Origin of the sequence: Cardiobacterium sp. Marseille-Q4385, assembly GCF_916618745.1 — a bacterium.
Taxonomy (GTDB): Bacteria; Pseudomonadota; Gammaproteobacteria; order Cardiobacteriales; family Cardiobacteriaceae; genus Cardiobacterium.
Map to the genome: position 1 here is coordinate 2,136,561 of NZ_OU745373.1, position 18,529 is coordinate 2,155,089.

At 58.3% G+C, this 18,529-nt stretch carries 16 protein-coding genes; 7 read left to right on the forward strand and 9 right to left on the reverse strand.

The window, feature by feature from the left end:
- Window positions 1-2 precede the first annotated feature (2 nt).
- The 5 genes from pgi (at window position 3) to prfH (ending at window position 8,106) form a co-directional block, all read left to right on the forward strand.
- Window positions 3-1,580 (forward strand): glucose-6-phosphate isomerase, encoded by a 1,578-nt coding sequence (gene pgi, locus LG374_RS10245; RefSeq protein WP_225757598.1) that lies wholly within the window; start codon window positions 3-5, stop codon window positions 1,578-1,580.
- 276 nt (window positions 1,581-1,856) lie between these two features.
- Window positions 1,857-4,139, forward strand: a complete 2,283-nt coding sequence (gene pflB / locus LG374_RS10250) for a formate C-acetyltransferase (RefSeq protein WP_225757599.1) — start codon at window positions 1,857-1,859, stop codon at window positions 4,137-4,139.
- A 240-nt stretch (window positions 4,140-4,379) separates the two neighbouring features.
- Window positions 4,380-5,972, forward strand: a complete 1,593-nt coding sequence (locus tag LG374_RS10255) for a peptide chain release factor 3 (protein WP_225757600.1) — start codon at window positions 4,380-4,382, stop codon at window positions 5,970-5,972.
- Between the two features lie 404 nt (window positions 5,973-6,376).
- Window positions 6,377-7,501 (forward strand): RNA ligase RtcB family protein, encoded by a 1,125-nt coding sequence (locus tag LG374_RS10260; protein ID WP_225757601.1) that lies wholly within the window; start codon window positions 6,377-6,379, stop codon window positions 7,499-7,501.
- Window positions 7,498-8,106: a peptide chain release factor H gene (prfH, locus tag LG374_RS10265; RefSeq protein WP_225757602.1), complete on the forward strand. Its 609-nt coding sequence runs from the start codon at window positions 7,498-7,500 to the stop codon at window positions 8,104-8,106. Before LG374_RS10260 ends, prfH begins: the two co-directional genes overlap by 4 nt.
- Window positions 8,107-8,220: 114 nt before the next feature.
- On the opposite strand, the gene LG374_RS10270 is transcribed toward prfH, so the two are convergent.
- On the reverse strand, window positions 8,221-10,164 hold the full coding sequence (locus tag LG374_RS10270; protein ID WP_225757603.1) for a hypothetical protein: 1,944 nt from the start codon (window positions 10,162-10,164) through the stop codon (window positions 8,221-8,223).
- 302 nt (window positions 10,165-10,466) lie between these two features.
- On the opposite strand from LG374_RS10270, the gene LG374_RS10275 reads away from it, so the two are divergent.
- Window positions 10,467-10,952, forward strand: coding sequence for a copper resistance protein NlpE (locus tag LG374_RS10275; protein WP_225757604.1), 486 nt, complete (start codon window positions 10,467-10,469; stop codon window positions 10,950-10,952).
- A 355-nt stretch (window positions 10,953-11,307) separates the two neighbouring features.
- Window positions 11,308-12,100, forward strand: a protein-coding gene (locus LG374_RS10280; protein WP_225756001.1) for an IS5 family transposase whose coding sequence is annotated in 2 segments (ribosomal slippage) — window positions 11,308-11,571 and window positions 11,573-12,100 — 792 coding nt in all. Because the reading frame shifts where the segments join, the coding sequence is not laid out codon by codon here.
- Between the two features lie 145 nt (window positions 12,101-12,245).
- On the opposite strand, the gene LG374_RS10285 is transcribed toward LG374_RS10280, so the two are convergent.
- The 8 genes from LG374_RS10285 to LG374_RS10320 all read right to left on the reverse strand — a co-directional run bounded on the left by LG374_RS10285 (window position 12,246) and on the right by LG374_RS10320 (window position 18,498).
- Complete coding sequence (locus LG374_RS10285) at window positions 12,246-13,022, reverse strand: MetQ/NlpA family ABC transporter substrate-binding protein (protein WP_225757605.1); 777 nt, start codon at window positions 13,020-13,022, stop codon at window positions 12,246-12,248.
- Between the two features lie 24 nt (window positions 13,023-13,046).
- A complete protein-coding gene (locus LG374_RS10290) occupies window positions 13,047-13,775 on the reverse strand; it encodes a methionine ABC transporter permease (RefSeq protein WP_225757606.1) in 729 nt (242 codons plus the stop codon).
- Complete coding sequence (locus LG374_RS10295; protein ID WP_225757607.1) at window positions 13,765-14,793, reverse strand: methionine ABC transporter ATP-binding protein; 1,029 nt, start codon at window positions 14,791-14,793, stop codon at window positions 13,765-13,767. The genes LG374_RS10290 and LG374_RS10295 overlap by 11 nt, the downstream gene beginning before the upstream one ends.
- A gap of 156 nt (window positions 14,794-14,949) precedes the next feature.
- The gene (locus LG374_RS10300; RefSeq protein ID WP_225757608.1) at window positions 14,950-15,564 is read right to left on the reverse strand and encodes a uracil-DNA glycosylase family protein; all 615 of its coding nucleotides are present in this window, start codon (window positions 15,562-15,564) and stop codon (window positions 14,950-14,952) included.
- A complete protein-coding gene (gene purE / locus LG374_RS10305; protein WP_225757609.1) occupies window positions 15,561-16,073 on the reverse strand; it encodes a 5-(carboxyamino)imidazole ribonucleotide mutase in 513 nt (170 codons plus the stop codon). The genes LG374_RS10300 and purE overlap by 4 nt, the downstream gene beginning before the upstream one ends.
- A 26-nt stretch (window positions 16,074-16,099) precedes the next feature.
- Entirely contained in the window at window positions 16,100-17,224 is a 1,125-nt protein-coding gene (locus LG374_RS10310; RefSeq protein WP_225757610.1) for a 5-(carboxyamino)imidazole ribonucleotide synthase, read from the reverse strand.
- Window positions 17,225-17,239: 15 nt separating this feature from the next.
- Window positions 17,240-17,800, reverse strand: a complete 561-nt coding sequence (locus tag LG374_RS10315) for an L-threonylcarbamoyladenylate synthase (RefSeq protein ID WP_225757611.1) — start codon at window positions 17,798-17,800, stop codon at window positions 17,240-17,242.
- A complete protein-coding gene (locus tag LG374_RS10320) occupies window positions 17,800-18,498 on the reverse strand; it encodes a transglycosylase SLT domain-containing protein (protein WP_315177901.1) in 699 nt (232 codons plus the stop codon). The genes LG374_RS10315 and LG374_RS10320 overlap by 1 nt, the downstream gene beginning before the upstream one ends.
- Window positions 18,499-18,529: the final 31 nt, after the last annotated feature.

Consider the following 18,529-nt stretch of genomic DNA (forward strand, 5'->3'; position numbering starts at 1 on the left):
CAATGAGCACATTGCATGAAAAACTGAAGTCCCACAAAGATACCATCCAAAGCAAAACCCTGAGCGAATGGTTCGCCGCCGAGCCGGGTCGTGTGCAGGAATGGACGCTACACCACGCCGGTATTTATCTTGACCTCTCCAAAAACCACATCAACGCGCAAACCAAGGCGCTGTGGCAACAATGGGTGGATAGCGCGGGCGTCGCTGAAGGTATCGCTGCCATCACTCGGGGCGACAACGTCAATACCGGCGAACACCGCCCGGCGCTGCACCACCGTCTGCGCGCACCTGCCGATCAGCCCTTCGTCGTCAACGGCGAAGACGTCAGCCCACATATCCGTGACGTGCGGGCGCGCATGAAAAACATCGCCGAACGCGTGCGCAGCGGCGAATGGAAAGGTTTTGACGGCCAGGCGATTACCGACGTCATCCATATTGGCATCGGCGGCTCCGAACTCGGCCCGCGCCTGCTCTGCACCGCCTTTAAACACCTCGCTGACGATCGCATTCGCGTTCACTTCCTCGCGACCCCTGATCCCGTCAAAATCAGCGAACTCAAGCGCCGTCTCAACCCGGCCACCACCCTGCTGATTGCCGCATCCAAGAGCTTCGGCACCGAAGAAACCCTCTCCAACGCTGGCTACATGCGCGAATGGTTACGCGCGGCAGGCGGAGTGAAAGCGGACGAACAAATGATTGCCCTCTCGGCCAACGTCGAAAAAGCCGCCGCCTTCGGCATTGCCGCCGAACGCGTCCTGCCTTTCTGGGATTGGGTTGGCGGGCGCTTCTCGCTGTGGTCAGCCATCAGCCTGCCGTTCATCCTGCAAAACGGTTACGAAGCCTACGAAGACCTGCTCGCCGGCGCGCACGAAATGGACAAACACTTCCAGACCGCGCCGCTGATGGCAAACATGCCGGTGTGGCTGGCGACGCTTGAAGCGTGGTACAACCACTACTACAACTGGAACAACCGCGCTGTCATCACCTATTGCAACCCGATGGAACCCTTCCCGCAATACCTGCAACAGCTTGATATGGAAAGCCTTGGCAAACGCGCCAACCGCGAAGGCAAACCGCTGACCAAACCGAGCGGCATCATTGTCTGGGGCGGTACCGGCACCGAAGCACAGCACGCCTTCTTCCAGCTCATCCACCAAGGGCAGCGCAATATCCCGATTGACTTCGTTACCGTCAAAACCCCGCCGAAAGGGTACGAAGACGCACAGCGCATCATCCACGGCCACTGCACCGCGCAGGCTGAAGCCTTGATGCGTGGCCGTGACGACAGCGACCTGCAAAACATCCCTGAAAACGAGCGCTACCAGCGCACCTGCCCGGGCAACCGCCCCAGCACCACCATCATCCTGGACGAGCTGACCCCGGCGAAACTTGGCGCGTTTATCGCTCTGTACGAACACAAAGTGACCGTGCAGGCCATTCTCTACGACGTTAACGCCTACGACCAATGGGGCGTCGAACTCGGCAAAGTGCTGGCAAAAGGTACCGAAGCGAGCCTCGCGGGCAAAACCGGCGAACACGATCCTTCCACCACCGCCATCATCAACTACCTCAAAAGCTGATAGGCGCTATCCGCACAAAGCCCCCTGAATGGGGGCTTTGTTTTGCATAATTAAAAGCATCGGAATTCGGCAATTAGTTTCTAATAATTTATATAATCGCATCATATTGTAATAAAGGAAGATTTTATTAAATCATTGTGTTGGCCAATAAGTAAAAAATAAATCAATTTGCTATAAATTTATAAAAAAAATATAATATCCGTAGTCAGAAGGCGGTTGCCATAGCATTCGCAGCCGCAGGTAACAGCTTCATTTTTCATGCACATAGGAGTAATCATGCTAACCAAAACAGAAAATCGCCCTGCTGCTTGGGCTAACTTCATCGCTGGGGATTGGGAAAACAGCGTTAACGTACGCGACTTCATTCAGAAGAACTACACCCCGTATGAAGGTGACGGTAGCTTCCTCGCCCCTGCCACCCCCGCTACCACCAAACTGTGGGACAGCGTGATGGAAGGTGTGAAAGAAGAAAACCGCACCAAAGCCCCGCTGAAAATCGACGCTGATATCGTTTCCGGCATCAACAGCCATGCACCTGGCTATATCGACAAAAACCTTGAAGTCGTTGTCGGCCTGCAAACCGATGAGCCGCTGAAACGCGCCATCATGCCCTACGGCGGCATCAAGATGGTCATGGATTCCTGCAAAATCTATGACACCCCGCTCAACGAGCAAGTGAAAAAAGCCTTCACCGAATACCGCAAAACCCACAACCAGGGTGTGTTCGACGTGTATACCCCGGACATCCGTCGTTGCCGCAAATCCGGTGTTCTGACCGGTCTGCCGGACGCTTATGGTCGTGGCCGCATCATTGGTGACTACCGCCGCGTCGCCCTTTACGGTATCGACTTCCTGATGGCTGACAAAGTCAAACAATTCAACTCCTTCCAGGCTGACCTCGAAGCAGGCAAAGACTTGGAAGAAACCATCCGCCGTCGTGAAGAAATTGCCGAACAGCACCGTGCCCTCGGTCAAATGAAAGAAATGGCCGCTGCTTATGGTTACGACATTTCCGGCCCGGCCACCAACGCCAAAGAAGCGGTACAGTGGACTTACTTCGGCTACCTCGCTGCTGTCAAATCCCAAAACGGCGCCGCCATGAGCTTTGGCCGCGTTTCCACCTTCCTTGATATCTATATTGAACGCGACCTGAAAAACGGCGTCATCACCGAAAGCGAAGCGCAGGAAATGATTGACCACCTCGTCATGAAACTGCGCATGGTTCGCTTCCTGCGTACCCCGGAATACGACCAACTTTTCTCCGGCGACCCGATTTGGGCTACCGAATCCATCGGTGGTATGGGTCTGGACGGTCGTACGCTCGTCACCAAGAACAGCTTCCGCTTCCTGCACACCCTCTACAACATGGGACCGTCGCCGGAACCGAACATGACTATCCTCTGGTCCGAACAACTGCCGATCGGCTTCAAACACTTCTGTGCGAAAGTCTCTATCGATACCTCTTCCGTGCAGTACGAAAACGACGATCTGATGCGTCCGGACTTCAACAGCGACGATTACGCTATCGCCTGCTGCGTCAGCCCGATGGTGGTCGGCAAACAAATGCAGTTCTTCGGTGCCCGCGCCAACCTCGCCAAAACCCTGCTCTATGCAATCAACGGTGGCGTTGACGAAAAATCCAAAGAACAAGTCGGCCCGAAAGTTGCCCCGCTCACCGATGAAGTGCTCAACTACGACACCGTCATCACCCGCATGGACAACTTCATGGATTGGCTGGCTACCCAATACGTCACGGCGCTGAACTGCATCCACTACATGCACGACAAATACAGCTACGAAGCCGCGTTGATGGCTCTGCATGATCGCGACGTTTACCGCACCATGGCTTGCGGTATCGCCGGACTTTCTGTTGCCGCCGACTCACTCTCCGCCATCAAATACGCCAAAGTGCGTCCGGTGCGTGACGAAAACGGCATCGCCGTTGACTTCGAAATCGAAGGCGAATACCCGCAATTCGGCAACAACGACGAACGCGTAGATAGCATCGCTTGCGACCTCGTCGAACGCTTCATGAAGAAAGTCGCCAGCCACCCGATGTATCGTGGTGCTACCCCGACTCAGTCAGTACTCACCATCACTTCCAACGTCGTGTACGGCAAGAAAACCGGTAACACCCCGGATGGCCGTCGCGCAGGTGCACCGTTTGGCCCGGGTGCCAACCCGATGCACGGTCGTGATGTGAACGGTGCGGTTGCTTCCCTGACCTCGGTCGCCAAACTGCCGTTTGCCTACGCCAAAGACGGTATCTCCTATACCTTCTCTATCATTCCGGGCGCTCTCGGCAAAGACGACACCACGCGTCAGGCTAACCTTGCCGGCTTGATGGATGGCTACTTCCACCACGACAACGAAATCGAAGGTGGCCAGCACCTGAACGTCAACGTCCTCAACCGCGAAATGCTGATTGAAGCGATGAACGATCCGGAACTCTACCCGCAGTTGACCATCCGCGTTTCCGGCTATGCCGTCCGCTTCAACTCGCTCACCAAAGAGCAGCAAATGGACGTCATTACCCGTACCTTCACGCAAACCATGTAAGACACTGTCGTGTCAAAAAAGTGCCGGGGTTTCCCCGGCACTTTTTATAGTAGCTTCAAATAGAAACGATACCGTGTTGGCGCGTCTTGCCGTATTTACACATCCTGTTTTCGGCATGCCGCCTTGTCTCCTTCCTATTTGAAGCCACTATTGCCTCACACCAAACCATTACAACGCTTATACTAAACTCGTTTCCGCCGCGCCCCGTGCGCGGTTTCTCTTTCAACCAGCCGAAAAACTATGAGCGACATCCTCTCTAACGACTATCGCGACCGCCGCACCTTTGCCATCATTTCCCACCCCGACGCGGGGAAAACCACCCTCACCGAAAAACTGCTGCTCTTTGGCGGCGCCATTGCGCTCGCTGGTACGGTCAAGGGGCGCAAGGCAGCGCGCCATGCCACCTCTGACTGGATGAAAATGGAACAGGAGCGCGGTATCTCCGTGACCAGCTCGGTGATGCAGTTCCCCTATAACGGTCGCGTCATCAACCTGCTCGATACCCCCGGCCACGAAGACTTTTCCGAAGATACCTACCGTACCCTTACCGCCGTGGACTCGGCGCTGATGGTCATTGACTGTGCCAAGGGCGTCGAAGAACGCACCATCAAGCTGATGGAAGTCTGCCGCCTGCGCGACACCCCCATTTTCACCTTCATCAACAAACTCGACCGCGAAGGGCGTGAGCCGATGAGCTTGCTGGATGAAGTCGAAGACGTGCTGAAAATCCGCTGCGCACCCGTCACCTGGCCGATTGGCATGGGGCGCTCCCTGCGCGGCGTCTATCACCTGCTCGAAGACAAAGTCTATTTCTATGAGGCGGGCAAAGGTGCGTTGGTTAATAACGGCGAAGAAGTGCAGGGCCTCGATAACCCGCGCCTGGACGAACTCCTGCCCGACACCATCGCTGCCTTCCGTGACGAAATAGAGCTGCTACGCGAAGCGGGTAATCCCTTTGATCATGATGCCTACCTGCGCGGCGAATTAACGCCAGTGTACTTCGGTTCGGCGATTGGCAACTTCGGTGTGCGCGAAATGCTGAACGGCTTTGCCGAATACGCTCCCGCACCACGCGCGCGCCAGACCACAGTGCGCGCCGTTGCCCCGCAGGAAGACAAATTCAGCGGCTTCGTCTTCAAAATCCAGGCGAACATGGACCCGAAACACCGCGACCGCATCGCCTTCATGCGCATCAATTCCGGCACCTTCACCCCTGGCATGAAACTACGCCAGGTGCGCCTCGCCCGCGACATCAAAATCCCCGACGCACTTACCTTCCTCGCCGCCGAACGTGAACATATCAGCAGTGCCGTCGCCGGCGACATCATCGGCATCCACAACCACGGCACCATCCGCATTGGCGATACCTTCACCGAAGGCGAAGAGCTGCAATTCACCGGCATCCCCAACTTCGCGCCGGAACTCTTCCGCCGTGTCCGCCTGAAAGACCCGCTGAAAATGAAAGCGCTCCTGAAAGGGCTGGAACAACTCTGCGAAGAAGGGGCGACCCAGTTTTTCAAGCCGCTGATTAGCAACGATCTCATCCTCGGCGCCGTCGGCGTGCTGCAATTCGATGTTGTCAAAGAACGCCTGAAAACCGAATACAACGTCGAGTGCCAGTTTGAGGGGGTGAACGTTGCCACCGCGCGCTGGGTAGAAGCGCCGGATGACAAAGCGCTGAAAGCCTTTACCGACAAAAACCAGGCGAACCTCGCGCATGACCACTATGGGCAACTGGTGTACGTCGCGCCCAGCCGCGTCAACCTGCAACTCACGCAAGAACGCCATCCCGACATCGGCTTTGCCGCTACCCGCGACCACTTGGCGCAATAGTCCCGCCTGCGCAAATGGCGTGACCGGTTGCTTTGTAACCAGAACAAAAACCGCCCATAACGGGCGGTTTTTTTGTGCGGCAGCATCAAGCGGCGTAAATACTGATCTCGTCAAGCAGCGCAAATGCTGGGCCCGCCAAACCGCCTCACGTTTTTCATTTTTACAACTACTGGCATGAAAATCGCCGCCATCTGTTGCTGAAGTGCAACAAAAACCTTGCTCACCCGCCCACGCATCCCTATAATCCGCGCCCGTTTTCTCTTGATTTACTTAACCGCAAGGAGGTTCCCATGATGCGCACCAGCACGACTGACATCACCCCTTGCAATCACAACGCCTGAGCGGCTTCCTATTCTTCCGCCCGCTTGTGATTGCGTCTTTCACCGAACAATCACAGGATTCCTATGGGCAATCAAAAAGCCGTGGTCATCATTGCCGACCACAAAACCACCCCCGAAGGCAGCGCCATTCTGCAACTCAACCGCACTGCCGCCCTTGATCACATTGACGCTGCCGCCGGTATGCCTGACCTGCATCCGGGGCGCGGCTATCCCGTTGGTGCCGCGTTTTACAGCCACAGTCACCTCTATCCCGCCCTCATCGGCGCTGATATCGGCTGCGGCATGAGCCTGTGGCAGAGCGACCTTGCCGCGCGCAAGACCAGTGCGGACAAGCTACTACGCCGCATTGGCGAACTTGAGACCCCGCTCAGCGACGACTGGCTGCCGCATATCGCGGCCACGGGCATCGCCGCTGACCATCCCTACCGTCACGCCCTCGGCACCATCGGCGGCGGCAACCACTTCGCGGAAATCCAGCGCGTGGACGCCGTCCTTGCCCCCGCGCAACTGCCGCCGGATTTCGACGCGGATGCCTTGTGCGTCCTCGTCCACAGCGGTTCACGCGGCTATGGCGGCGCTATCCTGCGCGCGCACATTGAGCAGCACGGCCATGCGCCGCTTGCTGCCACAAGTCCGGATGCCGCCACTTATCTCGCCGCGCATGATGCTGCCGTTGCTTACGCCAAAGCGAACCGCAACCTCATCGCCGCCCGCCTTGCGCAAAACCTCGGCGCCACGCTGCACCCCGTCAGCGACACCGCGCACAACCAACTCGTACACACGCACCTGAACGGCGTGGATGGCTGGCTGCACCGCAAAGGTGCGGCAGCAGCGGATGCCGGCCTCGTCGTCATCGCCGGATCGCGTGGCAGTGCCAGCTACCTTGTCCGCCCGACCGGACGGGATGCGGGCAATCTTGCCAGCCTCGCCCACGGTGCCGGACGCAAATGGCAGCGCGGCGCCTGCAAAGCGCGCCTGTCCGGCAAATACCGTCCGCAAGAACTGCTGCGCAACCCCTACGGCGGCCATATCATCTGCGCCGACAAAACCCTGCTCTACGATGAAGCGCCGCAGGCCTACCGCAACATTGAGCACACCATCGCGGCCCTCACCACCTTCGGCCTTATCGAGCCGGTGCTGCGCCTTACGCCCGTCCTCACCTACAAAACGCGGGGGGATGCCGGATGAAACTGCAAATCAGCGCCGCACACGGCCCCGGCGAATGCGAACGCGCCGCCGCCCTCGCCCTGCAACGTCTCAGCGCCGAAGCCACCGCGCATGGCATCCATGTGGAAATCCACGACGAACGCCGCAGCCGGCACGGCATCCAGTCTGCCGTCATCACGTTAAGCGGCGACGGGGTGGCAGCCTTCGCCGCACGCTGGCAGGGTACCATCCAGTGGATCTGGCAAAGCCGCATCCGCCCCAGGCATCCGCGCAAAAACTGGTACATCGGCATCTACCCGCTGGCAGAGACTGCCCCCGTTGTGCGGGGTGACATCCTCATCCAGAGCTGCAAAGCGGGCGGCAAAGGCGGGCAGCACGTCAACAAAACGCGCAGCGCGGTGTGGGCGACGGACAGCGTGAGCGGCCTGCGCGTCAAAGTGCAGGCGGAACGCTCGCAGCACGCGAACCGCCGCCTCGCGTACCAACAACTGGATGCGCGCCATGCCGCACTGGCGTCGGAACGGGAGGCCGTGCAGCGACACGCACAACACTGCCGCCATTTCCAGATTGAACGCGGCAATCCGGTGCGCATCTTTGTCGGCGACGACTTCCGCGAACGCGATTAACCGCATCATCCAAACGGCAAAGCCCCGCTATCGCGGGGCTTTTTTGAGGACGACCGCCAAGCGGGATAAACACTGAGTCTGTGGGCAGCCAGCGGGGGAGGGCCTTGGTATCTTTTATTTCCTGCTGCAGACTTCGCGGTTCCAGAGGCAGATAGAAACCGGGGTATCTTGAGGTGGTGTCCAGCCCTTGACGGCGGTAATGGTCCACACGTCGTCTTTGTCCGGCTTGATGGTGGCGATGATCTCTTCACCGTCCACACCGGCTTTGAGTTCGCGGCTACTGCTCAACCAGCCGGACTTTCCAATGGTAATAGGCATATCCGAGTCGCAGATGAGTTTGCCGATGCTGACTTCCACTTCGCCGCCCTTGCGCCATGAATAAAGGCGGATGCGGTTTTCCGCGATGTCTTTCGCGCCGGATGCGGCGATAGCCGTTTGGCATTTGGCTTCGGCGACGGCGCTGTTGTGCGCTCTGACGCGTGCTACGCAGCTATCGAAGGCACGCTGGATGGTGTCTGGGACACGGTAGGCATCCGGGCAGGCGTCGCTGCTGAGGGCGCTGTCGGGGGATGCGGCAATTTTGGCGTCAATGTCGCTCAGTATCAGTTTGGCGATGCGTTCGCGGGCGGGTTCGAGCGCGGCTTCTGCTTTGGCGATGGCTTCGTCCGAGGCGTTATTGACACGCGGCAGTTGCAGCCAGTCCGCTTGGCGGGCAGCGGCAATGCTGTTAATGCTGTCCGCATTGGCGATGGCTTTGTTGAGGGCGGCTTGTGCCATGTGTGCCGGGGCGATTTCCGTACACTGCTGGACGAGGTCGCGCATACCGGTTTGTTCAAAAAGTTCTTCGCAGAGTTTGTATTGCGAGCGGTACTCTTGCTCCGCCAGCGCTTTGTCAATAATGGCGGGGATATCACCGCTGATTTTATTTTTGATGGCTTCGCGTTTTTGCCCCAGTGCGCCGCCGCTCATCAGGTCGATATCGTCGTTTTCCAATTTGTATTGTTCGCGCAGCGTTTTGTCTAGCGTCAGGCCGCCGGTTTTGACGAGGGTGTCGTGGTCATCCGGCAGGGCGAGCATTTCCTTGATTTTCGGGATGATAGCCTGGTAGGTGTCGGCTGCCTGGGTGATCGTTGGGAAGTTGTCTACAATCCAGTCAGCAGCATCACCCTGCTTGCAATTGCGCAGTTGATCAATGGTTTCTTGCGCTATGTCGCGGGTCCAGAAGGCAAACGGGATGCCCGTAGCGATTTGCAGGCGTTCGGAGGTATTGGCATACCACCCGCTGAACATGTTGAGGCGGTCGCATAGATCTTTTGTAGAACGGCGGGCCAACATCGGATCAAGACCGGTTATAGCCAGGCGGTAAGCGATAAGGGCGTTTTCATATTTTTGTGCGGCAGCGGCATTATCGTAACGGCGAAAAAGTCCTCTGGGTCCCATGTCGGCATTAAGTAGCGGTTGCACGGTAGATAAGTAGTCTTTACCGTCGCCCGTGATGGGCATGGTAGTGACTTTTTGCCGACGGTCAGCGAAAGCGCGCGCCCAATAATCGCTGCGCGCCTGATCAATAGCCTGCTTGGTGGCGGTTCGATCGAGTTCGGGCAGCATATCCGCCGGTGGCACGGCAGTTTCGGCTTCGGCAACGCTGCGCACACCTGTCGCATCGGTGCCGGCAGTTTTCAGGAGTTCCAGCAGGGCTTGCGCTTCTTCCAGTGGAGGTTTCCTTGCATTGAGGGTGAAGGGGGTGCAGTCTTCATTGACTTTGCCGTCCCAGCCCAACCAGGTGGCTTTGTTGTCTTTGACGCGTAACCCGATACTGCCATCGCGAAATTCACCGCCGTTTTTGCCCCATTCAGCTTCGCCTTTGAGGTGGTAGTAACTGTCTTCTTCAACAAGGTAATAGCGAAGATCAATATTGGCAGGTTTACCCTCGCTGACGGCAAGGTTGAGGTATCCCGGTGATTTGCATTGGTACATGCCGCCGTAGTACTGAGTGGCAGCGAAGCTGGCCCCGCTGGTGAGCAGGGCAGCGGTGAGCAAGGTAATGCGTAATTGCATGGTGTGTTCTCCTGTGAGGTTGAGGGTTTTATAGCAAGTCCCTTGGTACGTATTAATCATGCCGAGAGAAGTCTGTGCCCCATTAAGCAGCGCGAGTATGGGAAGCGACTGGTGAGGGGGCTTTGGGGTTATGTGCGAAGCCTACCGGAGTTAACGGGTTGGCATAGTTAAAGCGCAAAAAAATAGTAATAGCAAAATGAACAAAAAATAAAGCGGAAACGGCGTAATTTTTCACATAACACACCCACAGGCGGGGAAAAAACCGATACAGTAGCCCCCCCTACAACACATGAGGAAAAATCATGCAAAAACTCGCCCTTGCCCTGGCCATCGCCAGCGTCGCTCTCACCGGCTGCGAAGACAAGAAAGCGGCAGAACCCGCCAAACCTGCTGCTGCCAGCACCCCTGCGGCTTCCGCTCCTGCCGCTGCTCCCGCAGAAGCCACCCCGGCTGCCGCCCCTGCTGCAAGCCAAGTGGCATACAGCGGCACTTACAAAGGCGTCCTGCCTTGCGCAAGCTGCCCCGGCATTGATACCACCCTCATCATCAACGATGACGGCAGCTACGAACTGACCACGCTGTTCCTTGAAGAAAAAGACGCCAAACCGGAAACCGTACGCGGCAAATACAGCCTGAACGAAGACAAAACCCTGCTGCGCCTCGACGAAGCGGGCAACGGCTACGTTTATTTCATTGGCGACGGCCTCCTGGAAATGCGTGACGACGACGGCACCACCGGCGAACGCAACGCGGACGAACAAGCCAATTACCGCCTGAAAAAACAATAAACGGCGGATAGCAAAATGAAAGGCAGACTGCGGTCTGCCTTTTTTATGCCCAATTAGCGCGGTAACAGTGAGTGTAGAGAGGCTCTTGCGACCATTCACCTGAATCTCCGCTGGGCGGGCTCAGTATTTATCCCGCTTGGTGGGCTCAGTATTTATCACGCTTGGTGGGATTAGTATTTATAGTTGAATAGACAAAAAAGCATAACAAGGCGCGTCGCCGCAGACAGTACAGGTAGTACGGCGGATTCCCATAAAAATCGCGTAGCGATTTTTTGGGGCTCGATCAGGCGACGAAACGCCGTTACGATTTTTTAGAACGTGTTCATTGTCTCAGCCTCTGCTGTAAACTATCGGCATGAACAGAAAAACCTACCCAAGCGATATCAGTCGCGAGCAATTTGCGCCTCTCCTCCCCCTGCTGGAAAGTGCCCGTAAACGCACAGCGCCACGTCAGGTGGACTTGTACGATGTCTTTTGTGCCATTCTCTACCTGCAACGCACTGGCTGCTCCTGGCGCGCTTTGCCGGGCGATTTCCCCAAATGGCGCACCGTGCATTCCTACTTCCAGAGATGGACTGAGCCACGCGAGAGTGGCATCAGCATCCTTGAGGAAGCATTAAAAAAATCAGGTAGTTGCGGAGCGCCGCAAGCAGGGGCATCATGAAGCAACCACTTTCCTGATTATTGATGCGCAGAGTGTGAAGAACACGGATACCGCCATGGAAAAAGGCTACGATGCGGGCAAGAAGGTTAGCGGTATCAAGCGGCATATAGCGGTTGACACGCAGGGTTTGCCGCATGCGCTTGCGGTAACGACGGCGGATGTTACGGATAGAAAAGGCTGCCTGCTAGCATTGGAACGTGGGCGGGATAATCTTGGGGCGGTACAAAAAATCCTTGCTGACGGTGGTTACACGGGTAAGGCATTTGCTTCGTCAGTACAGGAGTTGATTGGTGCGGAGGTAGAGATTGCCAAACGAAACGAATTACACCGCTTTGCGGTATTGCCAAAGCGATGGGTAGTCGAGCGCAGTTTTTCCTGGTTGGAAAAGAACAGACGGCTTTGGAAAAACTGCGAGCGTAAGTTGAGTACCAGTCTGCAAATGGTAGCTTTGGCTTTCTTGGGAGTCCTGCTACGAAGACTATGAACACGCTCTTAGATGTTTAACTATATCCCGCTTGGCGGGCCCAGTATTTACGCCGCTTGGCAAACCCAGTGTTTGCGCCGCTTGGCGGATGTTGCCGCAAAAAACAGGCATCCTCGTGGATGCCTGTGTGCAGTGGTAAAGGGTTTTACCAGCCTTTGACGGCGGCGCCTTTGAAGGATTTTTCGGCGGCCTCTTCGACTTCTTTGCTTTGGTAGGATTCGACGAATTTTTTGACTTCGTCTTTGTCCTTATCAGCGGTGCGCACGACGATGATGTTGACGTAGGGTGAATTGGCGTCTTCCATGAAGAGGGAATCGCGTTTCGGGATGAGGCCCGCGTTCACGCCGTAGTTGGAGTTTATGATGGCGAGGTCAACGTCGGGCAGCACGCTCGGCACTTGTGAGGCTTCGATTTCGCTGATTTTGTAGTTGTGCGGGTTTTCAGCGATATCCATCACGCTTGCTTCGAGGTTGGTGTTGTCTTTGAGTTTGAGCAGGCCCTGTTTGTCGAGCAGGATGAGGGCGCGTGCGCCGTTGGTGGGGTCGCCCGGGATGGCAATTTTGGCACCGTCTTTGAGTTCTTTGATGTCTTTGATTTTTTTGCTGTAAGCGCCGACGGGATAAACGAAGGTGTTGCCGACAGCGACAAGGTCAAGGCCGCGCTCTTTGGTGATGACGTCGAGGTAGGGTTTGTGCTGGATGGCATTGGCGTCAATGGAGCCGTCTGAGAGGGCGACGTTCGGCATGACGTAGTCTTCGAATTCGATGACTTCTACGTCCATGCCGTGTTTTTCTTTGGCGATTTTGGCGGCGATGTGCACGAGTTCGCCTTCGGGGCCGGTCATCGCGCCGACTTTGAAGGGGGCAGCTTGGGCGACGGCGGCAAGGCCGGCGATGAGGGCGGCAAGGGTCAGTTTTTTCATGGGTTTTCTCCGGTTAGGTTTGGATTAGCGGTGATCGAAGCGGCGGGCGAGGGCGTCCCCCAGCCACTGGATGTTCTGCACCAGCACGACGATGATGCAGACGGTATAGAGCATGATATCCGGGCGGTAGCGCTGGTAGCCGTAGGCGTAGGCGACTTTACCGAGCCCGCCCGCGCCGAGGGCGCCGGCAATGGCGGAATAGCCGATGAGGGCGATGAGGGTGATGGTGAGGGCGTTGATGATGCCAGGCAGGGCTTCGGGCAGCAGCACTTTGCGCATGATTTGTGTAGGGCTTGCCCCCATGGCCTGCGCTGCTTCGATGAGGCCGCCGGGGACTTCGTTCAGCATGTTTTCCACCATGCGGGCGATGAAAGGGACGGCGGAGAGGGTGAGCGGGACGATGGCGGCGGTGTTGCCAATGGAGACGCCGACGATGAAGCGGGTGAAGGGCACGATCCACAAGGCGAGGATGATGTAGGGGATGGAGCGGCCAATGTTGACGATGATGCCAAGCGGGTAATAGACGTAGGGGTTCGCCAGAAAGCGGCCACGTCGCGTCGCGTAGAGGATGAGACCGAGCAGGGTACCGAAGATGGCGGCGATGAGGGTCGCGCTCAGGGTCATGTAGAGGGTTTCGCAGGCGCTGACGAGCATGAGCCAGGCGGTGTCGCCGATGAGGGCGTGTAGCCAGGTGGTGAAGGATTCCCACCATCCGCTGATGGCATGCCAGAGTTTGAGGAGGTTATTCAACATAGCCGAGGATTTCCGTGCTGACGGGTTGGGTGGTGAGGTAGGCGAGGGCGTCGCGGGTCTGCCCCGGTTCGCCGATGATTTCGGCGACGAGCAGGCCATGGCGGGTGCTGCTGCCGATGTGTTCGATTTTGGCCTGGATGATGCTGATGTTGACGCCGAAACGTTTGGTCAGCGAGGAGAGGACGGGTTCGTCGATGTGGTGGCCGAGGAAGCCGATTTTGACGACGGGGTGCGTGCCAGCCGCTTTGAGGCGCCTCTGGTAGTCCTCCGGCAGGTCGAAGCGCTGGGTTTGCGCAACGAATTGTTTGCCAAGCGCCGAGGCAGGCGCGGTGAAGAAGGTGCTGACGTCGGCGGTTTCGACCAGTTGTCCGCCGTCAATAAGGGCGACTTTATCGCAGATCTGTTTGACGACTTCCATTTCGTGGGTAATCATCAGGATGGTCAGCCCCAATTTTTCATTGATGTTTTTCAACAGGTTAAGGATGTCTTCGGTAGTTTTCGGGTCAAGCGCCGAGGTGGCTTCGTCCGAAAGCAGCACTTGCGGCTCGGCGGCAAGCGCACGGGCGATGGCGACGCGCTGTTTTTGGCCGCCGGAGAGTTGCGCGGGGTAGTGCCCGGCTTTGTCTTCAAGACCGGTCAGCGCCAGCAGCGGTTGCACTTTGGCGGCGATGGTTTTTTTGTCCGCGCCGATGAGTTCCAGCGGCAGGGCGATGTTGGCATAAACGGTACGGCTGGAAAGCAGGTTGAAGTGCTGGAAGATCATGCCGATTTTGTGACGCGCGCGCAGCAGTCCGGCGGGATCGAGCGCGGTGAGGTCTTCGCCGGCAACGATGACGCGGCCGCTATCGGGGCGTTCGAGCAGGTTGACGCAGCGGATAAGGGTGCTTTTTCCGGCGCCGCTTTGTCCGACGACGCCGTAGATTTCGCCTGCGGCGACGTGCAGGTTGACGTCGCGCAGGGCGTGGATGTCCTGGCCTTTATGGCGATAGGTTTTTTGCAGGTATTGCAGGGTAATCATGGTTCTGTGAATGGGGAAAGGCGGGCGATTATGTGCGCTTGCTATGGGGTGGTCAAGCGGGGAGGGGCGGCGGGGTGAGTGCTATTTGGCATGGGGTGATACGCTTTCGGCATATCGTCGTTCCAAATAAACGACGATATCTTGATGCCGGTGTGTTCAGGCGAGCAATCCCTCTGCGGCGAAGCAGTCGCGGTAGGCCGCCGCTTTTTGTGCCAGCGGCAGCGGGTAGGCGCGCGAGGATGAGGGCAGGCGGTACAGGTGCAGGGGGCGGGCGGCGAAGGTGGTGCTGGCCGGTGCGCCGATACGCGGGGCAGCGGTCGTGGCCGGCAGTTGCGTGAGCAGGGTGGCGGTCGCGAGTGCACCGGTGGTGATGATGGCACGGCAGGCGGGAAGGCGGTCAAGCAGTGCCGCAAGGTTCAGGGGCTCAAGGATGTGCAGCGATTGGTCGGCGGCGTTGCCGCGCAGGCGTTCGACGCGTTGCGCGGTGTCGCTGATGGCGATACCTGTCGCTGCTAGGAAGGTGCGCAGTTCGGCTTCGCGGAAGCCTTTGCCGTCGGCGGTGAGGAAGTGATCGCGGTCGGCAAAGAAGATGAGGCCGAAGATGCGCCACATGTCGTTTTGCAGGTTCGGATAGTAGAACGGCATTTTCCAGCGCGTCTGCGGCGGCGGGAAACTGCCCAGCATGAGCAGGCGGGCCGCAGGCGGCAGGAAGGGGTCAAGCGGGTGGGTTTCGATAACGGCGGGCATATCGGCGAGGGAAGTGTCCGTCATGCACCCTGGTAATCGCAGGGGTATTCGCTTTTTAGTGCCGCTGCTTTGTCGAGCACGCTACGGCGCATTTCGTCCTGGTAGGCGGCGATGCGCTCGCGCAGGGCAGGGTCGTGGCTGGCGCAGATGCGCAGGGCGAGCAGGGCGGCGTTTTTTGCGCCGTTCAGCGCTACGGTGGCGACCGGTACGCCCGCCGGCATTTGCAGGATGGAGAGGATGCTGTCCCAGCCGTCGATGGAGTTGCTGGAATGTATCGGCACGCCGATGACCGGCAGCGGGGTGATGGCGGCGACCATGCCGGGCAGGTGTGCTGCGCCGCCCGCACCGGCGATGATGACGTTGAGTCCGCGTCCGGCGGCGGTTTTGCCGTAGTCAAGCAGGCGTTCCGGGGTGCGGTGTGCCGAGACGATGGTGAGTTCGTAGGCGGTATGGAATTGTTCGCAGGTGCGGGCAGCGTCCTGCATGACGCGGAGGTCGCTGTCGCTGCCCATGATGATGCCGATTTTGTGCATATGCTTCTCTGATGTTTCAGGTAGGGTTATCGGTAGCTCACCACCCGCACGGCTTTGCGGATTTTGTCGATTTTGGCTTTGAGTGCGGGTTCGTGGTCGGCCAGCACGGTGATGTGCCCCATTTTCCGCCCCGGGCGGGTTTCGGCTTTGCCGTACCAGTGGATGAAGGTTTCATCCAGCGCCAAGACTTCGTCCAGGCCTTCGAGGACGGCGGGGCCGCTGTGTCCGTAGGCGCCGATGAGGTTCACCATTGCGGCGAGGCGGTACTGTTGCACGGAGGCGAGCGGCATGCCGGCGAGCAGGCGCCACATTTGTTCGAACTGGGAGTTGGCGCAGGCTTCGATGGTGAGGTGGCCGCTGTTGTGTACGCGCGGCGCGGTTTCGTTGATCCAGATGTCGCCGCTCTGGGTGACGAACATTTCCACGGCGTAGAGGCCCGCCGCGCCGAAGGCCTGCACGAGTTCGACGGCGAGTGCCTGGGCGCGTTTGCGGATGTCGGCGTTGAGGAAGGTCGGCATTTGTACGTAGTCCACGAGGTTGAGGACTTTGTCGAAGATCATTTCCACAACGGGGTAAACGGCGGTTTTGCCGTCGTCATCAGCGGCGACAATGACCGCGATTTCGTGCGCGATGGGGCAGAGGGTTTCGATGACAGACGGGACGTCGCGCAGTTTCGGCAGGTCTTCTTCGGTGACGATGACCTGCACGCCCTTGCCGTCGTAGCCGCCGGTGCGGTTTTTTTGCACGAAGGGCAGCGGGATGCGTTCGAGGTCAACGTCGGCGAGGCTGTCGGCGAGGTAGAACGGCGCGGTGGGCAGTTTGTGGTCGGCATAGAATTGTTTTTGCAGGCCTTTGTCCTGGATGATGCGCAGGACGCGCGGCGCGGGGATGACGCGTTTGCCCGCCGCTTCGAGTTCTTCCAGGGCCTCCACCGAGACGTGCTCGATTTCGATGCCGACGGCGGTGGCGTCCTGGGCGAAATTGAGCACGGTCTGTTTGTCGTTGAAGTCGCCCTGTTTGAAGAGGCCGGTCATGGCGGCGCAGGGCGCGCGCGGGTCGGGATCGAGTACGGCGACCGGCATGGGGTAGTCCGTCGCTTCTTGCAGGAACATTTTGCCGAGCTGGCCGCCGCCGAGGATGGCGAGTTTCATGGTTCTCTCCTTGTATCAGTCGCGTATGAGGGTGGCGTTTGCCACGTCGAGCAGGCGGCTGGGTTTGTCCTCGCCGCCGAGTGCGCCCGCTATGACCGGCAGGGCGGGGAAGTAGTGTTGCACTTCCGCCGCGCTGCGCGCCGGTGGCGCACCGCTGGGGTTGGCAGAGGTGGAGATAAGCGGGCTGTCCGCCCAGGCGCAGAGTTGGCAGACGAGCGGGTGACGCGAGACGCGGATGGCGATGCGCCCTGTGGCTTCGTCGCGCAGCCAGGCGGGGACGTTATCGGTAGCGGGCAGGATGAAAGTGGTGGCGCGGTCGGCGGCTTCCTGTTCGAGACGGGCGATGAGCGCAGTATCCAATCCTGCCACCCAGTCGTGGCATTGCGCCCAGTCGGCGGCGACCAGCAGCATGCCCTGTCCGGGGCGGCGTCCGCCTTTCAGGCGCAGGATTTGCGCGAAGGTGTCGGCATCCTGCGGATCGCCGCCGAGGCCATACACCGCTTCGGTCGGATAAGCAAAAACCTGCCGCGAGTGCAGCAGGTCGAGGAAGACAGTTTTGTCCGGCGCGAGCAGCATCAGTAGGTGCGCATGATCGGGCAGTCGAGCAACTGCGCCTGATAGAGGGCGGCGCGGTCGGCGACTTTGTCGCTGATAGTCATCAGCCAGGGTTTGGCGAGGAAACTGCGGTTCTCGTACCCCCCCAGGCCTTCGTGATAGGCGAGGTACTGGTTTTTTACGTCGTTCAGGTCAACGCCGTTCCTGATAACATTCTGGTTGGCATACCAGCCGATGAAATCCACCGCATCGTCGAAGCGCTCGCGCGAGACGTTCTGCCGGCCACGTTTCAGCTGATACCACTCCCAGGTCGGCTGCTTCACCTGCGCATAGCCATATGCCTGCGATTTGCTCATCGCCGTTGGGTTGAAGCGGGATTCCTGGTGCATGAAGGCGAGCACATACCACGGCTCGATATGCCAGCGCATCCGCGTTGCATCCAGCGCTTCCGCCCAGTGCGGACGCTGATCCAGCAAGACGCAGGCGTTTTCCATGGAAGCCGTGGCAGGTTGCGGTTCATTCTGATAACGCGGGTCGCGCGGCGCGAAATTGTCCCAGGGATCTTGCCCCATATCGGCGCTTGCCGGCTGATGACGCGGCGGGTGGTGATGATGTTGCCGCTGATACGATGAACACGCCGTCAAAACCAGCAAACCAAGAACACATAACAGTCCGTGCAAACGCATTGATGCCCCATATAACCTGATAAAATGCCACATTCTACACCGCCCTATGGCGAACCCAAACAGC

Bases quoted from the DNA above. Each gene is read 5' to 3' on its own strand.
- pgi (WP_225757598.1), top strand. From the start codon at position 3: ATGAGCACATTGCATGAAAAACTGAAGTCCCACAAAGATACCATCCAA.
- pflB (WP_225757599.1), top strand. From the start codon at position 1,857: ATGCTAACCAAAACAGAAAATCGCCCTGCTGCTTGGGCTAACTTCATC.
- LG374_RS10255 (WP_225757600.1), top strand. From the start codon at position 4,380: ATGAGCGACATCCTCTCTAACGACTATCGCGACCGCCGCACCTTTGCC.
- LG374_RS10260 (WP_225757601.1), top strand. From the start codon at position 6,377: ATGGGCAATCAAAAAGCCGTGGTCATCATTGCCGACCACAAAACCACC.
- prfH (WP_225757602.1), top strand. From the start codon at position 7,498: ATGAAACTGCAAATCAGCGCCGCACACGGCCCCGGCGAATGCGAACGC.
- LG374_RS10270 (WP_225757603.1), bottom strand. From the start codon at position 10,164: ATGCAATTACGCATTACCTTGCTCACCGCTGCCCTGCTCACCAGCGGG.
- LG374_RS10275 (WP_225757604.1), top strand. From the start codon at position 10,467: ATGCAAAAACTCGCCCTTGCCCTGGCCATCGCCAGCGTCGCTCTCACC.
- LG374_RS10285 (WP_225757605.1), bottom strand. From the start codon at position 13,022: ATGAAAAAACTGACCCTTGCCGCCCTCATCGCCGGCCTTGCCGCCGTC.
- LG374_RS10290 (WP_225757606.1), bottom strand. From the start codon at position 13,775: ATGTTGAATAACCTCCTCAAACTCTGGCATGCCATCAGCGGATGGTGG.
- LG374_RS10295 (WP_225757607.1), bottom strand. From the start codon at position 14,793: ATGATTACCCTGCAATACCTGCAAAAAACCTATCGCCATAAAGGCCAG.
- LG374_RS10300 (WP_225757608.1), bottom strand. From the start codon at position 15,564: ATGACGGACACTTCCCTCGCCGATATGCCCGCCGTTATCGAAACCCAC.
- purE (WP_225757609.1), bottom strand. From the start codon at position 16,073: ATGCACAAAATCGGCATCATCATGGGCAGCGACAGCGACCTCCGCGTC.
- LG374_RS10310 (WP_225757610.1), bottom strand. From the start codon at position 17,224: ATGAAACTCGCCATCCTCGGCGGCGGCCAGCTCGGCAAAATGTTCCTG.
- LG374_RS10315 (WP_225757611.1), bottom strand. From the start codon at position 17,800: ATGCTGCTCGCGCCGGACAAAACTGTCTTCCTCGACCTGCTGCACTCG.
- LG374_RS10320 (WP_315177901.1), bottom strand. From the start codon at position 18,498: ATGTGGCATTTTATCAGGTTATATGGGGCATCAATGCGTTTGCACGGA.